Source organism: Domibacillus enclensis (genome assembly GCF_900156125.1).
In the GTDB taxonomy this organism is placed as follows: Bacteria; Bacillota; Bacilli; order Bacillales; family Domibacillaceae; genus Domibacillus; species Domibacillus enclensis.
Genome location: NZ_FTLX01000002.1, coordinates 487,889 through 507,045, shown reverse-complemented (window position 1 = coordinate 507,045; position 19,157 = coordinate 487,889). Strand labels below are relative to the sequence as shown.

The window sequence follows — 19,157 nt, the reverse complement described above, 5'->3', positions numbered from 1 at the left end:
TTGTACCTGTTCGTTTATACGAATCTGCCGTCAAAAGGTTTCATTTTATTTTGCTTGTACCGCCATTCGTTCCCGGTCACGTTCTAGAATTTTCTTTAAATAGTATCCTGTATGGGATTCCTTCACTGCCGCTATGTCTTCCGGTGTACCGGATGCGACGATGGTGCCGCCTTTATCGCCGCCTTCAGGTCCAAGGTCCACAAGGTAATCTGCTGCTTTAATGACATCAAGGTTATGCTCAATGACGAGCACCGTGTCCCCGTTTTCCACAAGGCGCTGAAGAACGTCAAGAAGCCGGGCAATGTCGTCTGTATGAAGACCGGTCGTCGGCTCATCCAAAATGTAAAATGAACGGCCGTTCGAGCGCCGGTGCAGCTCAGATGCAAGCTTGACACGCTGCGCTTCTCCTCCTGATAAGGTAGTCGCAGGCTGGCCGAGCGTAATGTATCCGAGCCCTACATCAACGATCGTTTGGAGCTTCCGGCTGATTTTCGGGATGTTTTCAAAAAACAGAAGCGCATCGTCTACGGTCATTTCTAAGACATCCGAAATGTTTTGGCTCTTGTATTTCACTTCAAGCGTTTCCCGGTTGTACCGTTTTCCATGGCACACCTCGCACGGCACATAAACATCCGGCAGGAAGTGCATTTCAATCTTGATAATTCCATCGCCACGGCACGCTTCACAGCGGCCGCCTTTCACATTAAAGCTAAACCGGCCTTTTTTATAGCCGCGCACCTTCGCTTCATTTGTTTGCGCAAACACGTCCCGGATATCGTCAAACACGCCTGTATACGTGGCCGGATTCGAACGTGGTGTTCTTCCGATTGGCGACTGGTCAATATCAATGACCTTTTCTAACTGGTCAATCCCCTTCACTTCTTTATGGGCCCCTGGACGCGCCTTTGCTCTGTTCAGTGACTGGGCCAGCTTTTTATACAAAATTTCATTGATTAACGTACTTTTGCCGGAGCCTGACACGCCTGTAACGGCCGTAAACAAACCGAGCGGGAATTTCGCTTTTACGTTTTTTAAGTTATTTTCCTTCGCTCCTGTGACCTCGATCCAGCGGCCGTCCGGCTTGCGGCGTTCTCCCGGCAGTGGAATAAACTTCTCGCCGGATAAGTATTGGCCGGTGAGCGATTTTTTATTGTCCATTACTTCCTTCGGTGTACCGGCGGCAATGACTTCACCGCCATGTACGCCTGCTCCCGGTCCAATATCGATTAAATAATCCGCAGCCATCATCGTGTCTTCATCGTGTTCAACGACGATCAGTGTGTTGCCGATATCACGCATATTCTGCATCGTTCGAATTAACCGGTCATTGTCCCGCTGATGAAGCCCAATCGATGGTTCATCAAGAATATAAAGGACGCCCGTCAAACGAGAGCCGATCTGCGTCGCGAGGCGAATCCGCTGTGCTTCTCCACCCGACAGCGTTCCAGCCGCACGGCTCAGCGTTAAATAATCAAGACCGACATCAATTAAAAAGCCGAGACGCTCACAGATTTCCCTTAGTACAAGACGGGCAATCTGCATCTCCTTTTCTGTAAGCACGATGTCTTTAAAGAAAGCGGCTGCTTCTTGAATCGAAAAATCCGCTACTTCTGAAATGGTTAAACCATCAATTTTTACAGCGAGCGTTTCTTTTTTCAAGCGCTGGCCTTTACATGTTGGACACTTGGATTCTCCCATATACTTTTCCATCTGGTCACGAATGTAATCAGAGCTTGTTTCTTTGTAGCGCCGTTCAACGTTGCTCAGCACCCCTTCAAACTGAATGCTGTTGTCACGGATTTGGCCGAAATCATTTTCATAGCGAAAACGGATTTTATCTCCTCCAGAACCGTTTAAAAGCGTATCCGTTTGATCAGCAGGCAAGTCTTTCCACGGTGTATCCATATCAATATTGTAGTGCTGGCAAACGGCCTTCAGCAGCTGCGGATAATATTGAGAGCTCACCGGTTCCCACGGGGCAATCGCGTTTTCATTTAATGTACGGTCTTTATCTGGAATGACGAGATCAACATCCACTTTTTTCTTCATACCCAACCCATCACAGGACGGGCAGGCACCGAACGGGCTGTTAAACGAGAACATTCTCGGCTCCAGCTCGCCGACTGAAAAGCCACAGTGCGGGCAGGCATGGTGCTCACTGAACAGCAGCTCCTCTTCACCGATGACATCAATGATGACGTTGCCTTCACCGAGACGCAGGGCTGTTTCAATTGAATCAGCCAGGCGCGCCTCCACCCCTTCCTTCACGACGATCCGGTCAATGATCACTTCGATAGAGTGTTTTTTGTTTTTCTCCAGTTCAATCTCTTCCTCCAGGTCGCGCATTTCACCGTCAACGCGAACACGCACGTACCCCTGGCGCTTCACATCCTCGAACACTTTTGCGTGTGTGCCCTTTCGTCCGGAAACCGCCGGTGCGAGAACTTGAATTTTCGTCCGTTCACTGAGCTCCATGACACGGTCCACCATCTGTCCAATGGTCTGAGACGTAATTTCAATCCCATGAATAGGGCAAATCGGACGTCCGACTCTCGCATACAAAAGACGCAAATAGTCATAGATTTCAGTCACGGTTCCCACGGTCGAACGCGGATTACGGCTCGTGGTCTTCTGATCAATTGAAATCGCCGGTGACAGACCTTCAATAGAATCAACGTCCGGTTTATCCATTTGCCCTAAGAATTGGCGTGCATAAGCGGACAGCGACTCCACGTAACGCCGCTGCCCCTCTGCATAAATCGTATCAAACGCAAGCGAGGACTTTCCTGAGCCCGACAGACCCGTCAACACGACAAGCTGGTCGCGGGGAATGGTAATATCGATGTTCTTTAAATTATGGGCACGGGCCCCTTTTACTGCTATATGATCAATGGCCATGTAAGCACCTCTATTCTGATTTAAGCTCAAATAATGCATCGCGAAGCTCTGCTGCCCGCTCGAAATCGAGTGATTTGGCCGCTTCCTTCATTTCTGCTTCGAGATTCATAATGAGTTTTTGACGTTCCTGCTTGGACATTTTTTTGCCCTTTGTTTTGGATGCGTACGTTTCTGTATCTTCCGCTGCCTGTGTCGCACGGATCACATTCCGAATATCTTTTTGAATCGTCATCGGTGTCACGCCATGCCGTTCGTTGTGCTCCTCTTGAATTTCACGACGCCGTTTTGTTTCACTGATCGCCTTGGTCATGGAATCCGTCATTTTATCTGCATACATAATGACTTTTCCTTCCGAGTTACGGGCAGCCCGGCCAATCGTTTGAATGAGAGAACGCTCCGAACGGAGAAACCCTTCTTTATCCGCATCCAAAATCGTGACAAGGGACACTTCCGGAATATCAAGTCCTTCACGAAGAAGATTGATGCCGATCAGTACGTCATATTTACCAAGACGCAGGTCTCGGATAATTTCAATCCGTTCCAGTGTTTTGATTTCTGAATGAAGGTATTGCACTTTGATGCCAAGCTCTTTTAAATAGTCCGTTAAATCTTCAGACATTTTTTTCGTTAGCGTCGTGACGAGCACCCGTTCATTTTTTTCGATCCGTTCATTGATTTCACCGATTAAATCGTCAATTTGTCCTTCAATCGGGCGCACTTCAATCTTTGGATCAAGCAGCCCAGTCGGCCGGATAATTTGCTGTGTCATTTCCGGCGTATGCTCCAGCTCATACGGGCCTGGCGTCGCTGATACGTATATAATTTGATTGATGTGATCTTCAAACTCCGTAAACGTTAAAGGGCGGTTGTCTTTCGCAGACGGCAGGCGGAAGCCATGGTCAACCAGCACCTGCTTACGCGCCTGATCCCCGTTATACATACCGCGAACCTGTGGCAACGTTACGTGCGACTCATCAATCACCATCAAAAAATCGTCCGGAAAATAATCCAGCAATGTGTAAGGTGTGGAGCCTGGCGGGCGCAGCGTCAAATGGCGCGAGTAGTTCTCAATCCCAGAACAAAAGCCCATTTCCCGCATCATTTCCAAATCGTATCGTGTCCGCTGCTCCAGACGCTGTGCTTCTAGCAGCTTTTCTTCCGAGCGAAGCACCGCAAGACGCTCTTCAAGCTCCTGCTCAATGTTTCCAATCGCAATATTCATTTTTTCTTCCCGCGTAACAAAGTGGCTTGCCGGGAAAATGGCGACATGTTCGCGGTCGCCCATAATTTCACCCGTTAATGCATCCACTTCCCGAATCCGGTCAATGTCATCACCAAAAAATTCAACCCGGATACACTTTTCGTCTCGTGACGCAGGGAATATTTCAACGACGTCACCACGCACCCTGAATGTACCACGCTTGAAATCAATATCATTTCGTTCATATTGAATGTCGACCAAACGGCGAAGCAAGTCATTTCGGGCGATCTCCATGCCGTTTCGAAGTGAAATCACCATTTCTTTATATTCTTCCGGCGAACCGAGGCCGTATATGCACGAAACAGACGCAATGATAATCACATCATCGCGTTCAAATAAAGAAGACGTGGCCGAATGACGAAGCTTATCAATCTCATCATTGATGCTGGCGTCTTTTTCAATAAAGGTATCCGTCTGCGGGACATATGCTTCCGGCTGATAGTAATCGTAGTAGCTGACAAAATACTCTACCGCATTGTCTGGAAAAAATTCTTTAAATTCACTGTACAGTTGTCCGGCGAGTGTTTTGTTATGTGCAATCACAAGCGTTGGCTTTTTAATTTCCTGTATGACGTTTGAGATCGTAAATGTTTTTCCTGTGCCGGTCGCACCGAGCAATGTCTGGTGCTTTTTGCCACTGCGAATTCCTTCTGATAATTCCTTGATCGCAGCTGGCTGATCTCCTTCCGGCTTGTATTTAGAAACTAACTGAAATGGCTGAGCCAACGTACAGGCCTCCTGTCTTAAACCGTTCTTTTCTTTATATAGTTCCCATTTTACCATGATCAAAACAAAAAAAGCCAGCAAAAAGCACACACTTGTTCGGAGTGTGTGCTTTTGCCGCTTTTCATCCTAAAATATCGATCCAGATTTTAATGGCTGTCCCAGCGATTAAAACCGCTAACAGCCACTGCAAGACTTTTACATTCATTTTTTGCCCGGCTTTGGCTCCAATAGGCGCTGCAAGAAGACTGGCGATGACCATAATCACGGCAGGCCAGAGCATGACCTGTCCTGTCATCAGCTTTCCGGCAGTTGAGCCGATGGATGAGATAAACGTAATCGCAAGTGACGTAGCAATCGTCATGCGGGTCGGGATTTTCAGCACCGTAAGCATGACTGGCACCAGTAAGAAGGCACCGGCCGCACCCACAATTCCAGATCCGATCCCGACAATAAAGGCGAGTCCTGCTGCCAGCCATTTATTGAACTGCAGCTGGTCAAGAGGACGATCATCTAAATTTTTCTTTGGAATAAACATCATGATCGCTGCAAGAGCCGCTAAAATGCCATAAACGAGATTCACGGATTGCTCGGACATCCCGCTTGAGCCGAAGCCGCCAATAAAGCTTCCTGCCAGGATAGCCGCACCCATATGGATAATGAGTGTTTTATTTAAATAAGGACTTCCTTTATAGGCCCATACACCGGCTATAGTAGCGAAAAAGACTTGTACAGCGCTTATGCCCGATACTTCATGTGCGGAGAACGCGGCAAATCCGAGAAAGGGCGGGATAAACAAAAGCATCGGGTATTTAATGATTGAACCGCCGATCCCGACCATACCGGATAAAAAGGAACCGACAAAGCCAATTAAAAAGATGGTAATGATAAAACCTGCTGACCAATCCATGATGGTCCTCCTTCATTCATTTACTGTGCACCCATGCCGCCAGACACATTGGATACCGTAAATCCTTTTTTCTTTAACAATGCAGCTGCTTTAGCGCTGCGCATGCCACTCTGGCAAATAACGGTCACTTCCCGCTGTGGATCAAGCTCGCCTAGCCTGCTGCTCAGCTGCTGCAGAGGAATATTTTTAAATGGCTTTAAATGGCGCCCGCCATATTCCGCAGGTGTTCTCACATCAATAAACTGCCTGCTTTTGTCAGTGAATTCTTTTTTTAAATCAGCCGGCGCAATTTGTCTGATGCCCTTTGCCGGCATCATTGTTTTTACAGCCCGATATACGACAAAAGCAAGGATCGCATAAAATAAAATGTCCATTTTATCTCCTCCCAAATACTTAACGGGGTATTTTTGTATTCAAAAAAAATTATCGGCTTTTCACTAGCAGGTCGACTGCGTCTTTCACGACACTGTTTGTTTCTTCCCCATTTACAATACTAGTACGGACGCACTGCTCCAGGTTTTCACTGACAATAAGTCCAATGGTCCGGTCAATGGCGCCCTGCACAGCACTAAGCTGGGTCACAACGTCCCGGCACTCCTTGTCTTCCTCCATCAGCCGCATAACACCACGCAATTGTCCTTCAAGCCGTTTCATTCTGTTTTGAATGCTTCTTGAATATTCCATGTTCATCCCTCCGCTTATTTTACCACAAGGGGTATTAACTTATTTTCTATAATACCCTATACCCTATATAAAAGCAAACAAAAAAACACACTGATTTTTTTCAGTGTGTTAATTCAGCTTTACCTTCAGGCTTTTCATCATCCGGTTGGACATCCAGAGACCGGCAGTTAAAGAAAAAGCATCAATGACGATTAAATCCCACGTGTGGGTATATCCTTTGTAGGCGGATGCGGCAATAAGCGCGACTGTTAAAATGAGACCGAGAAACTGGTTGTATGTCACGCGCGAAAACAATATGACGAGCAGGGCGGGCATAAACAGGGCCAGAATCATTTTATCAACCATCAGATCCTCCTAAGCATAAGCGTTTTCTTTTATCATAACGGATTTTGCGTTATTCGAAAAGACCTGTTTCATTCCGAGCGGCTGATAATGCGCTCGGTTAAATCCCGAAGCTCGCTGTGCGGCATAAACTTCTCCGCCAGCATATCAGGCATAATCTGCTCAATAAAATAGGTAACACAATGCAAATCCTGAAAACGCAAAATCGTATTGAGCGCTTCTTCATAAATTTCGAAAAAAAGCGGATCGGGATTCCGTTTTAATATTTCGCCGTACGCTTCATACAGTAAATCCACTTTATCCGCTACAGACAAAATCCGGCCTTCAAGGGTTTGATCCTTCCCTTCTTTTAACCGTCGAAAATAGGCTTCATGAAATTCAGCCGGAAATTCCGCTTCGATAAAACGGCGGGCCATTTGTTCTTCCACTTGTGAAAAAAGTTCTTTTAATTCCGCCGTTGCATACTTAACGGGCGTTTTAATGTCGCCGGTGAATAACTCTGCATAGTCATGATTCAAGGCTTTCTCGTAAAGTGAGCGCCAATCGACCGTTTCGCCATTCATTTCTTCGACGGTTCCTAAAAACTGCGCAATTTTTGTCACTTTAAATGAATGGGCCGCCACCGTATGAGATTGGAACTTAAATTTTCCCGGCAGCCGGTATAAATGTTCAAGATCTGACAATGTCTTAAAATATGTGTGAACCCCCATGACACCACTCCTTTACGAAGAGTCTTCTGCCGTCTATGCGAAGAAGAGCAATTCTTCTGTTTACGCTATTGTATCGACAAATTGGCAGAAAAAAAAGAAAAATCCACACTGTTATATGACAAACAGGCGGATTTTTCAAATGAATTCGGTTACATGTTTCAATATCAATTATTCCTCCACTTTGCTCAAGCAGCGCTCGCACTCTGTATGATACGACTCGTGCTGCTCCATCATCTGTGCACCGCACTGGCAGCACTCTTTCCCTGGAATGTTACGGTAAAATTCTAATGGCATCATGATGATGTCCCCCTTTAATTTTAATTGGTCTTGCTGTTGAATTCATTGTATTATAACAGAATAAATAAGTCAACATCTGTTATATAATAATTTTCAAAAAAGAAGGATTTTCTGCGACCATATCAACGGTAACTGTTTGTTAACGCTGATATAAAGGGTAGAACGCCGATATGGTAGTGATATCAGCGATAAACTGATGAATATCAGCGTTATTCTCGTTTTATCGGCGATCGTCTCTCCTGTCGGGATACAAACTTGTACACAGCCAGGCTGCGGATCAAAAAGAAAAGCCGAACGACTGCGATGTTTTCGCAAAATCGTCCGGCTTGTTCTTTTATTGAAAATTCTTTATTGCTGTTTACGTTCACTCATTAATCGGTAAAAACCGAATCATCCATGTACTCTTTTTCTTCCGGTGCAAACAGCAGACCGAGCTCATGGTGTTCATTTTCATAAATAGAACCTTGCACAAAACGGAGCTGGCCGTTGTTCCCAATCACTTCGAGACGGCAGTACGCCGCATTTTTCTGCAGGGCTTTATAAAATTCCGGCTCTGATTGGATCGGCACATCATTCACCTTTGTAATCACCTCTCCGATATCAAGACCCATTTTCCGCGCAGGTGTAGCCGGCAGGACACCAACAATCATGATGCCCTTTGATTGAGTCGTAAAAAAGTACGGACGGTGTTTTTCGTAGCTGTAATGCCGGCGGGAAATGGCGATGCGGATCATAATGGCAAATGCGATGGACACCGCTGACAGCGGCCAGAGCCAATACGACCCTGCGGCAAGCAGAAGTGCCACGATTCCTGCTCCCGTCACACTTCTTCCGGTTGACTGAACAGCAAGTGCAGGCAGCGTACTGCGAACCGTCATGGAAAAGCCGATTAAAAAAGGAAACAGCACAAGGTAATAATTCTCTGCCCCGATTGGCAAGACCGGCCACCAGTCCGCAAAGGATTCGAGCGGGCGGCTTCCCGGCACTGGCAAGAAAACGGGGACAAGCCAGAGACGGCGTGCCAGATGGACTGCCGCCCTTTGCCCTCTCTTGCTGACTTCTGTACGGGGCGATGTCCCCTGGTAGCCCCGTTTGCGTATAAGGACTCCTTCCGCGATCATAAGAAGCGCCGTTAATACCGACAGGATGGTTAAAATGGGATGAAGCTGAAGCGGCTCGAATGAAATAAAGGCATACCCAAGCTGCTCCGAAAAAAAGAAAATAATATAAGCGGCTGATAATGTCCAGGCCGGCGACAGCAGAAAAAATCCACCCATGCTAAAAATGATAAACAGAGCGGCTATAAAACTCAGTAAGTCTGCTGGAAGCGCCAGCCCCAGTCCCAGTGCAGTGACGGAGACAATGGCACCGACCGCCAGACTGGACGGCAAAATAAACCGTATTTCCTGATAGATATCATATACGCGTGTATCAAAATCTTTGCGTTCGCGTGCGACACGGAACATGCCGATGATAAACGCAAGGATAAACGAAAAATAAAAGATGGGATGAAGCAATAATCGTCCTGTAGCAGCCAACAGCTGCATAAGCCAGTCTAAAGCCATAAAAGTCCCTCCAGAGCGTTGCACAAAAGTCTTTCTCTCTATTGTATCAGAAAGCCTGTGCAATCGTTAACAGACTTATGGCGCTTTTTCATCAAGCCTTGTTTAACGCTCCTTCAAGCTGGGCGATTATGTCTTCTGCTTCCTCAATGCCAATTGAAATCCGAACGGTTTTTTCAGAGACACCGACTGCTGCTTTTTCCTCTGCCGTTAAGGAACGGTGAGACGTGCCGAATGGCCACGAAACGGAGGTTTCAACCCCTGCCAAGGACGGCACAATTTGAATCCAGCCAAGTGAGCGGAAGAAAGCTGATTCATCCGCTTGATCCGCCAGGTGAATAGTGACAATGGCGCCATTTCCTTTTTCCGACACCGCTTTTGGATAAAAGACTTCCTTTACCTTTTCCTGCGTGCTCAGCCAGTCTGCTACTTTCTTTGCATTTGATGACTGGCGTTCCATGCGGAGCCCGAGCGTTTTAGCTCCACGGCAGGCAAGCCATGATTCAAACGGGCTGAGATTCAAGCCGATATTGATCACCCGTTTTTGCGCTTCTGCTATGTATTCTTCCTTGCCGACAACCACACCCGCTGATACATCGCTATGGCCGCCGATGTATTTTGTCGCTGAATGGACAACAAGATCCGCGCCCAGTTCAAACGGCTTCACAAGGTACGGTGTAGCGAATGTATTGTCTACCATAAACACGAGATTGTTTTTCTTCGCAAGAGTAGACATCGCGTTCAAATCTTCCACACGCAAAAATGGATTGGCAATCGATTCCGTGTACAAAATGACCGTTTCCGGACGAATTGCCGCTTGAATCGCTGCCTGATCTTCAAAGTCGACAAATGACGCTTGAATGCCCATTCGTGCCAATTCTTCCTTCAGCATATAAAAGGTCCCGCCGTACACGTCGTGCGCTGCAACGATGTGATCGCCATTTTTCGCTACCGCAAGAATGGCCGCCATAATAGCGCCCAGTCCGCTTGAAGCTGCCACACCAGAAGGCGCTCCCTCAAGACGTGCGGTAACAGCCGCCAGTTCATCTGAATTCGGATTGCCGCATCTCGTATATAAATAAGAGCCGTCGCCGTTATAATGTGCTTCCATGTCTTCCAGGCTATCAAATGTAAAAACCGATGTTTGATAAATGGGGGTAATCTTGCTTTTTATCGTGCCCGGCACCTTCTCGCCGTGCACCGCTTTTGTATTAAATGAATCCATCATTTCCACTCCTTTTCACTCACCTGTTCATTATATTCCGAAAATTGAACAAAAACAAATCCCCCTTCTTCAGAGGGGGATCGAGCTGATTACTTGATTAACTCCTGCATCATCGGCTCATCCATCGGCCCGACAATTTTTTGATGAACCGTCCCATCTTCGTTCAGTACATACGTAGTCGGAATCGTGTACACTTCATATGTCTCCGCAACCGTACCGTCCGCATCCATCAAAATGGGAAAGGTTAACTCGTACTGCTTGGCGAAGTCAGCAGCTTTTTCTGTGCTTTCTTCTAAATTCACAGCCAGTATCTCGACGTCCTCCGGCTGCTCCTCATAAAACGCCTGCATATGAGGCATTTCTGCTTTACACGGCGGGCACCACGTCGCCCAGAAATTTAAAAACACCTTTTTCCCTTTGTAATCGGAAAGATTCACCTCTTCACCATCCATCGTCTGCAGCTTGAAATCCGGCGCTCTGTCGCCAAGGGCAATACCCGTTTGATCATCACTAACAGCAATGCCGGTTGAATCAATTTCTGTTACTTCCTTGCGGTCATTGTACAAATTAAAGCCGGCAATGCCGATCAGCAGCACAATTAAAAGCACACCAAACCATTTTTTGTTCATGTTTTCTTCCTCCAAACGATCAAATAAGCTGTTACGATTATGTATGCAAGGGCGGTGACGCTTATGAGCTGATCCTCTGCTGAGAAAAACAGCAGCTGCCAGAAAAGCAGCAGCACGAGCGCACGCTCAATTCCTTCCTTCACCACAAAGAAAAAAAGAAGACTTCCCGCCGCTTGAACGGCGTGCCAATACGTCCATTCACTGCTTAAAAAAGCAAGGGCAAGCGGATAAAGGATCATCACAACGGCCCAAACGAGCAGCGATTTATGAGTGGACATCTTTTTCCTCCACATATAGGCAAGCGCAGCGGCAAGACCGAGAACAAAGCCCTTTGTTCCTCCATTAAAATAAAGCAGCGACAGCGGAGCTTCTATGACCAGCTCCAATTGAAACAACACAACACTTACTTTCCAAACAGCAATAAACAGGAAAAATGCGTTGCTTATGTGCTCAGAAAACGATTTTCCGAGCTTCATGCGGGCATACAGCCACGAGCCGAACAGCGCAATCGCTGCTGCCGGCTGTACAGCAGGAAGTGTTACATTCCCAATTTGAACAATATCCATTTTCACGATCCTTTCCATCATAGCATACGATGATTCTCTCTTCATTATATACATATACCCGTATGAAAAAGTGTCGATTCTCCGATAATCCCAGCAAAAAGAGGCTGCTTTTCCGCAGCCTCTCACCCCTTAATTAGCTTCCCCAGCCAATATACGCGGCACCGACAATAATAAGCAAAATAAACAACACGACTACCAAAGCAAAGCCGCTTCCGTATCCGTTATCTTTATGTTCACCCATGTTTATTCCACCTCCTTCTCCACTACACTTACATCGTATGCGCAGAGGAAAAAGTTGAACGGGCTCGGCACCCATCTATGCAAAAAAGGACCTGTCTCCGAATAGGAGACAGGCACCTGTTAAAAATTAATGTATTGAGCGGGGTCAACCGCATTTTCTTTTCCAACCGTCCATGGACCTTTATGAATTTCAAAATGCAAATGCTGGCCGTATGAACGTCCTGTGTTCCCCATGTAGCCAATCGTCTGGCCCTTGGATACACTGCCGCCATTCACCAGGCGCTCAGACAGATGAGCGTAAACGGTTGTGTATACTTGTCCGTTAATCGAATGGGAAATCAAAATCGCATTTCCATAAGTATCCGAATAATACGAACGGCTGACAACACCGTCTGCGGCTGCAACAATCGGTACACCGCTTCCGGCTTGAGCAATATCCACACCTTTATGATCCCCTAACGAACGCTGGCCATAACCTGATGTGAACGTTCCCTGTGCCGGTCGCATAAACATGCCGCCCGAATCTGCAGGTGCTGCCTGAACAACGGGTTCCGCTTCAGGCTCTGGCTCTGAGGCGGCTGCTTGTGGGACAGAAGCTGATGCGGCTGATGCGGAAGCCTTCGCTTTTGCTTTTGCTGCTGCGGCTGCGGCAGCTTCTTGCTCCGCTTTCTTTTTAGCCGCTGCAGCAGCTGCTGCGGCACGCTCTTGTTCAGCGATGCGCTCTTTTTCGGCTTGAATAGCGGCTTGAATGGACGCCTGCTGTGAATCCAGCAGCTCTTGTTCTTCTTCAAGGTTCAGCTTATGATCATGAGCCTCGTGTTCATCTGCAACGAGCCCCTTCATCACATTGTCTTTCTCTGTCCGCTGCTTTTGAAGCTCCGCATTCATTTTTTCAAGCTCCGCCAGCATCTCTTCCAAACTGGCAAGCTGTTCTTTTACTTTCCGTTCGCTTTCTTCCAGCTGCTTTTTATCGTTTTCCTGCTGCTGCAAAATATCCTTGTCTGCATTGACAAGCGTCGTAACGGCTGTTGCCCGGTTGACGAAATCGCTGAAGCTTTCCGCTCCTAAAAGGACGTCAATGTAATTAGCCGAGCCGCCGCTTTGCTGAATCGAGCGGGCACGGTCTTCTAGTACAACCGTACGCTCAGCAATGCGAATCTTCAACTCTTCAATTTCTGCTCGAAGCCGCTCGATCTCTGCTTTTGTATCGGCAATCTCTTGCTCCTTTGCCCGAATCTTTGATTCTGACTCTGTAATCTTGCTGTCTAATTGACGAATTTGGGCGGTTACGCTGTCCTGCTCCTTTTGAAGCTCTGTAATCGTTTGTTCTTTTTGTGTAATGCTGTTTTGAATATCAGATTTCTGTGATTCAATTTGCTGCTGACGCTTTTGAAGATCTGATAAGCTCTCAGCAGAAGCCCCCCCTGCAAGGCTGAATCCGAGTGACGCTGCAACTGCAAACGCCGTAAATGAACGTCTTTTCAACTGATTGACCCCTCTCATCCCTGTACGTTTTTTTCTTTATACATTCAAAAAGCGTCTGACTGAAATAAAGCTGCCCCAAATGCCGATAAATACGGCAATGGCGAGCATAAGTGCGGTTACTGGCACGACGAGCGGAATATAGCCGAGAAACTCAATAAAATGAGCAGCCAGCTTGGCCGAAATCGCCTGTTCCGCATAATAATATCCAACGGCTACAGCTGCAATTGGAATAATAGAGCCAAGCAGACCAATCCACAATCCTTCTAGCAAAAACGGCCAGCGGATAAACCAGTTTGTTGCGCCGACGAGCTTCATAATCTCAATTTCTTTGCGACGGGCAAAAATGGTGATTTTAATTGTATTGGAGATAAGGAACATCGCGGTAAACAGAAGGCCTGCTACGAGGACAATGCCGACGTTTCGTGCGGTTTTCATAAAGCTGAATAAATTTTCAACCTTTTCTTCTCCAAAGACTGCTGTTTCCGTTTGTTCAAATTGCTTAATTTTCCGCGCTGCGTCCGGTGTATCCTGTGGACGCGCTGTTTTCACGATAAATACATCATATAGCGGATTGCTTTGCTCAAACAAGGTAAAGTCGCTGCCCATATCATTAATTATGTTCTGCAGCTCCTCTTCCTTGGATGAATACGCGACGCTTTCCACTTCCGGAAGTCCTTCTATCTGGGTTCTCAGCTGCTCTTTATCGGCTTCTGTTGCATCAAGTTTAACGTGAACACGGACTTCGACATCATTTTCAATGTCAGTTCCGATTTTATTCAGGTTTAGCATGATGACCAGGAAGATACCGGTCAGCAGCAACGTCACCGTGACAGCTGAAACAGCCGCAAATGTCATCCAGCCGTTGCGGCGCAGGTTTTTAAAACTTTCTCTAAAATGACGACGGAATGTTCTAGGCTTCATAGCCGTAATCACCCCGCTGTTCATCCCGGGCAATGCGCCCATTTTCGATCGCAATGACGCGGCGGCGAATCGTATTGACGATGTCCTTGTTATGGGTCGCCATCACAATTGTCGTCCCGCGCTCATTGATCGTTTCAAATAATTTCATAATATCCCATGACGTATCCGGGTCCAGATTCCCTGTCGGCTCATCCGCAATTACGACTTTCGGATTGTTGACAATTGAACGGGCAATCGCGATCCGCTGCTGCTCACCGCCGGATAATTCTGTCGGCAGCATACGGGCTTTATGCTTCAAACCGACTAAATCCAGTACTTCCATGACGCGCTTTCGGATCACAGCCGGCTCTTCCTCTATCACTTCAAGCGCAAACGCCACATTTTCATACACATTTAGAAGCGGCAAAAGCTTAAAGTCCTGGAAGACGACGCCCACTTTTCGGCGAAGCGCCGGAATCGACCGAGCCTTTAATGTTGCTGTATTAATACCGCCTATCACCACCGTACCGCTTGATGGTCTTTCTTCACGGTATACTAATTTAATAAATGTCGACTTCCCGGCACCGCTCGGACCGACAATATAAACGAATTCCCCTTGCTTTATCGTGACGTCAATCCCTGAGAGTGCAGTGACTCCATTCGGGTATTTTTTTGTCACGTCCTTCATTTCGATCATTGAATCACCTTGTTTCGTTAATTCGGGCGGTTCTATACCCTGATTCGCTGCCCAAAAAACATTATAGCACTCTTTCTTTTGTCACAATGAAAAGAATGTGTTACAGATTCATTTCATCACGTAACAAAAATCGACAATATTCAACAAAAAAAAGAACGTCCAATAAATGGACGCTACAAAATAATGCCATTGCCAATAATTTCGACGTTTACTTTTACGTTTATGTCAGACTCTGGATACGCATTCGACCAATCCATCTTTTCGAATTGGTCTGGATCTTTTGCAATGATTCTTCTGCCGATGCCCATCGCATCACAATTGGCCTCCTGCAGTTTACGGACCGTCCGCCCCATCAGCCGCTCAAGCTCCTTTTCTGTTGTTTCATTAAGAGTTTTTATTTTTTCCTCTTGATCTAAATTATCTGGCGGGTATTCTAATACACTGATCTGCACATTCATGTCGATATCCGTTTTCACTTTTTGATCAGCTGCTACATCGACCTTCAGTTTTGTTTTTACTTTTTTAACTTCAACGGTCATATGGTCTTGTTCCCCTGCCGGCAGTGTGAAGCTCAGTTCTTTTTGTTTTTTATTCATCATCATTAAAAGAGCAGATGTTTCATTGGCCGAAATTTCACCTGTCATCTTCCGGTCATGAAACAGGGCGGTTCCTTTTATTTTAGCCGACTGATCGTTTTCTTCATACGCAATGATGGGGAGCATTGCATCTGTTCCTTTATCAAATAACGGAGAACAGACCAGCTGCAAATTAGTCAACGGAATAATAGAGCGGTCTTCTCCGCTTTCAATCAGTTGCCTGTAATAACGGCTGAACAGTTCTTCTCCCTTAATTTCATGCTGAAAGTAAGAGGATGCTTCTCCTTCCGTAACCACCACTTTGGCATTTAATGGACTGGACGGATTTCTGTACAATGCATCTAACAAGGGATAAATATCCTGTTTGGCGGTTTCTGAGCCGATCATCAGCACGCGAAGCTTCGACATGTCCAGCCCGCCGCCAATTTTTTTATCGACTGAAGCTGCACTTTGTCTGAACGTGTGACCGGATCCTGTTAAAACCTGCTTTGTTGTCGCAGGCGTCATTTCCGTACCCGCTTCTGGAAACGCCATCGTTACGTCCACTTTCCCCTCTTTCGGAACATCAACGCCCGTCGCAAATGTTAAATGGGCATCCTTCAGCTGGCGTTCATCCCAACACCCAGCTGTTAAAAGCAGCAAGGGCAGCATAAGCAGTAATCCTTTCAACTTGTTTCCTCCTTTTTCTTTCGAAGCAGGGCTACGACCCAGATGACAAAAGGAATGGCGAATAAAAACACCGGTGACGCCAGATTGATTTTTCCTCCGTAGGCGTCCAAATCAAGAGGGCTTTTGATCAGCAATGCTGCTGGAATCGATAGCACAGCCAGTGTATAAACCGAGGACCTGTGATTGGATGCTTTCACCAAAATAGCTGCTCCAGATGCAGCCATATATAAATAGCTCATAAAAGAAGTGATAGCGAACACGGCCCATAACGACAAAAAGACGAGATCAATCCGTTCAATAATGGTTAGCTCAACGGCTTTCACCATATAAATAACCGGCTCAGGGACAATTTTCAGCTCTTCGTCACTAAAAAACGCATACGAGAACAGAGCAAGCGCTGTGTATATAATGGTTGAAAAAAGACTTGCACCCGCCGCTATCTTCCATTTTGTTTTAACAGGCGCCTTCGTTAACGGAAACAGCCACAGCAAAAACTCAAACCCTGACAGAGAAAATAACGCCTGCCCGGACCCTTTCAAGATCGCTTTTGCACCCTCTGATCCAACCGGCAGGATATTGTACCAGTTCAAATATTGCACCATAAACACAAACACCATTAAAATACCGACAAGCAAAAAGGAAGCGAGTACATAAAAACGGGCAATAACCTGTATGTTTTCACGGATAAGATAGACCGTAATGCCCGCGGTTATAACGGCAAAGACAAGCGGAGGTGTCCTCGGGAACACCCAAATAGACGTAAAGATTAAAAAATTGGATAAAACCTGAATAGACGTGAAAAAAAAGAAAAGAGTAAACAAAACAATCATCAAACGGCTTAGCCATTTTCCAATCACAATCGGCATGTAATCATACAGCGTTTTATCCGGGAAGCGGGCAGCAAGCGCGACCATGACAAGCGTTCCGATTTGAACGAAAAGGCCTGCGAGTAATATAGACAGCCAGCCGTCCTTCCCGGCTATTTCATGAACGACAAAAGGCAGAGACAGGATGCCAATGCCGATTTGCGTTTGAACAATTATGAAAAACAGCTGATGCGGTTCAATCATGCGTGTTTTCATTTGTCTGCCCACTCCCGCGAATCATTTTCCTTTACGTTTTCCTGGGCAGAAACGTCTACAGGACGGGTATTTTGTCGCCATACAGACCGGCGGATGAGTGTATCCTTCAAATCGGCCACCCGCAACGGCGCTGCCGGCGAGAAATAGGGCTTGCCTAGAGATTCTAGCTTGCACAAGTGGATAAACAAGATCATGAAGCCAAAGACAAGGCCGTAAAATCCGAAAATCGATGTGGCAACCATGAGCGGAAACCGAAGCAGGCGCAGTGATGTATTCATTTCACTAGAAGGCACAACAAAGGAGGCAACAGCCGTTAACGCGACTACAATAATCGTAATATTCGAAACGAGTCCCGCACTTACAACCGCATCTCCAATGACCAGCCCGCCTACAATCCCAATGGTTTGGCCGATTGGTGTCGGAAGGCGGATACCGGCTTCCCGAATCAGCTCAATCGTCAGCTCCATAAAGAGTGCTTCTAAAAGCGGCGGGTATGGAAGCTCTTCAATCGACCCTTTCATTTGAAGAACGAGTCCGCCCGGCACTACTTCAAGGTGAAAGCTCACAACCGCAATGTACAAAGCAGGCAGCGCCACCGCGATCATAAAGGCAAACAGACGAAGCAGCCGATAAAAGGAGCCGGCAATGGACCGGCTGTTATAATCATCCGGCGACTGATAAAAAGAAAAAAACGTGACCGGCAAAATGAGACACGTTGGACTCCCATCGCCAAAAAGCAAAATACGCCCCTCCAGCAAATTTGCCACTGCCCGGTCCGGCCGCTCTGTATTCAGCAGTTGAGGAAAAGGAGATAACGATGAATCCTCCACCATCTCCTCCACATATCCGGGGCTAAAAGCCATATCAAGGTCGATACACGAAATACGCCGCTTCATTTCCTTCACCAGCTCCGGGTCTGCGATGTCTTTCTGGTACGCAATCGCCATCTTTGTATTTGATTTTTTTCCTTCTATCGTGTATTCGATTACCAGCTCCTTTGTCTCCACACGCCGCCGAAGCAAGTATATGTTTGTACTTAAATTTTCGACAAAACCGTCGTGAGCGCCCCGGACGACCTTTTCGTTCATCGGTTCGGTAATCGCCCGCAGCGCCACTTTCTCGGAACCGCATACGCGGCACGTCCGGTCGCCCTCGAAAAACACCAATACCTTTCCTTGAAGCAAGGCTTGAGCTGCTTTATCATGATTCTGCGCTTCTGTGAATTCCAGAACGGTTAACGCATCAGACGGCTCTTTATAAGAATGGACGGACAGCGGACGCAATATGTGCTCTTCCACACGGGTCGCATCAACGAGTGTTTCAATATAAACGAGAACACCCGATGTCTTTCCGAATGTAAAGGGTCGATTTTTCAGATCACTTGACTGGCTGAATAAATGTGTAAACTGATCGGCGTTCTCCGCTGGATGCTCAGAGAAAGGGCCTGGAGCCTCTCGTTTCCGCCAGGACATCGTCTTTTCCCCCTTTTTTTAGTAGGGTGCGGAAAAAACAGCCTTTTTATGCACAAAAAAGAACCGGCAGTGGACCGGTTCTCATAGTGTTGAAAAAAACTGGTCAAGAGGAACCAGATGTTTTTTCGAGATTGTTTCCTTTTTCTTAGCAAGGAATAGGCTGTTTTTCTCAAAAAGAACATTCAGGGGCTCCGGGCTGCCGGCTATTC

Annotated in this window: 19 protein-coding genes; all 19 read right to left on the bottom strand. The window is 46.7% G+C overall.

All coding sequences use genetic code 11. From position 1 onward, the window contains the following. Positions 1-45 precede the first annotated feature (45 nt). Positions 46-2,898 (bottom strand): excinuclease ABC subunit UvrA, encoded by a 2,853-nt coding sequence (gene uvrA, locus BW952_RS06270; protein WP_045850827.1) that lies wholly within the window; start codon positions 2,896-2,898, stop codon positions 46-48. A gap of 10 nt (positions 2,899-2,908) precedes the next feature. Beyond that, positions 2,909-4,885: an excinuclease ABC subunit UvrB gene (gene uvrB, locus BW952_RS06265; protein ID WP_045850826.1), complete on the bottom strand. Its 1,977-nt coding sequence runs from the start codon at positions 4,883-4,885 to the stop codon at positions 2,909-2,911. A gap of 121 nt (positions 4,886-5,006) precedes the next feature. Continuing rightward, entirely contained in the window at positions 5,007-5,792 is a 786-nt protein-coding gene (locus BW952_RS06260; RefSeq protein WP_045850825.1) for a sulfite exporter TauE/SafE family protein, read from the bottom strand. A 20-nt stretch (positions 5,793-5,812) separates the two neighbouring features. Then, positions 5,813-6,166 carry a rhodanese-like domain-containing protein gene (locus BW952_RS06255; protein WP_045850824.1) on the bottom strand — a complete coding sequence of 118 codons (354 nt, stop codon included), beginning with the start codon at positions 6,164-6,166 and terminating at the stop codon, positions 5,813-5,815. Between the two features lie 49 nt (positions 6,167-6,215). Continuing rightward, entirely contained in the window at positions 6,216-6,476 is a 261-nt protein-coding gene (locus BW952_RS06250) for a metal-sensitive transcriptional regulator (protein ID WP_045850823.1), read from the bottom strand. A gap of 108 nt (positions 6,477-6,584) precedes the next feature. Next, on the bottom strand, positions 6,585-6,821 hold the full coding sequence (locus BW952_RS06245; RefSeq protein WP_045850822.1) for a CsbA family protein: 237 nt from the start codon (positions 6,819-6,821) through the stop codon (positions 6,585-6,587). 68 nt (positions 6,822-6,889) lie between these two features. Beyond that, positions 6,890-7,528 carry a YfbR-like 5'-deoxynucleotidase gene (locus BW952_RS06240; RefSeq protein WP_045850821.1) on the bottom strand — a complete coding sequence of 213 codons (639 nt, stop codon included), beginning with the start codon at positions 7,526-7,528 and terminating at the stop codon, positions 6,890-6,892. Between the two features lie 168 nt (positions 7,529-7,696). After that, positions 7,697-7,825, bottom strand: coding sequence for a protein YhfH (gene yhfH, locus BW952_RS06235; RefSeq protein ID WP_076496227.1), 129 nt, complete (start codon positions 7,823-7,825; stop codon positions 7,697-7,699). A 371-nt stretch (positions 7,826-8,196) separates the two neighbouring features. Next, positions 8,197-9,390 carry a PDZ domain-containing protein gene (locus BW952_RS06230; protein ID WP_045850820.1) on the bottom strand — a complete coding sequence of 398 codons (1,194 nt, stop codon included), beginning with the start codon at positions 9,388-9,390 and terminating at the stop codon, positions 8,197-8,199. Between the two features lie 91 nt (positions 9,391-9,481). Further along, positions 9,482-10,612 carry a trans-sulfuration enzyme family protein gene (locus BW952_RS06225; protein ID WP_045850819.1) on the bottom strand — a complete coding sequence of 377 codons (1,131 nt, stop codon included), beginning with the start codon at positions 10,610-10,612 and terminating at the stop codon, positions 9,482-9,484. Positions 10,613-10,701: 89 nt separating this feature from the next. Further along, the gene (locus BW952_RS06220; RefSeq protein WP_045850818.1) at positions 10,702-11,241 is read right to left on the bottom strand and encodes a redoxin domain-containing protein; all 540 of its coding nucleotides are present in this window, start codon (positions 11,239-11,241) and stop codon (positions 10,702-10,704) included. After that, complete coding sequence (locus BW952_RS06215) at positions 11,238-11,807, bottom strand: hypothetical protein (RefSeq protein WP_139325423.1); 570 nt, start codon at positions 11,805-11,807, stop codon at positions 11,238-11,240. The genes BW952_RS06220 and BW952_RS06215 overlap by 4 nt, the downstream gene beginning before the upstream one ends. Positions 11,808-11,940: 133 nt before the next feature. Continuing rightward, entirely contained in the window at positions 11,941-12,048 is a 108-nt protein-coding gene (locus tag BW952_RS06210; RefSeq protein ID WP_076496225.1) for a YjcZ family sporulation protein, read from the bottom strand. Positions 12,049-12,167: 119 nt separating this feature from the next. Continuing rightward, positions 12,168-13,532 (bottom strand): murein hydrolase activator EnvC family protein, encoded by a 1,365-nt coding sequence (locus BW952_RS06205; protein WP_082084603.1) that lies wholly within the window; start codon positions 13,530-13,532, stop codon positions 12,168-12,170. Positions 13,533-13,568: 36 nt separating this feature from the next. Beyond that, positions 13,569-14,453 (bottom strand): permease-like cell division protein FtsX, encoded by an 885-nt coding sequence (ftsX, locus tag BW952_RS06200; protein ID WP_045850815.1) that lies wholly within the window; start codon positions 14,451-14,453, stop codon positions 13,569-13,571. After that, entirely contained in the window at positions 14,443-15,129 is a 687-nt protein-coding gene (ftsE, locus tag BW952_RS06195; protein WP_045850814.1) for a cell division ATP-binding protein FtsE, read from the bottom strand. Before ftsE ends, ftsX begins: the two co-directional genes overlap by 11 nt. A 173-nt stretch (positions 15,130-15,302) precedes the next feature. After that, positions 15,303-16,394, bottom strand: a complete 1,092-nt coding sequence (locus tag BW952_RS06190; RefSeq protein ID WP_052698441.1) for a Ger(x)C family spore germination protein — start codon at positions 16,392-16,394, stop codon at positions 15,303-15,305. Beyond that, a complete protein-coding gene (locus BW952_RS06185; RefSeq protein WP_045850813.1) occupies positions 16,391-17,476 on the bottom strand; it encodes a GerAB/ArcD/ProY family transporter in 1,086 nt (361 codons plus the stop codon). Before BW952_RS06185 ends, BW952_RS06190 begins: the two co-directional genes overlap by 4 nt. Further along, entirely contained in the window at positions 17,473-18,948 is a 1,476-nt protein-coding gene (locus BW952_RS06180) for a spore germination protein (RefSeq protein WP_045850812.1), read from the bottom strand. The genes BW952_RS06185 and BW952_RS06180 overlap by 4 nt, the downstream gene beginning before the upstream one ends. Between the last annotated feature and the right edge of the window lie 209 nt (positions 18,949-19,157).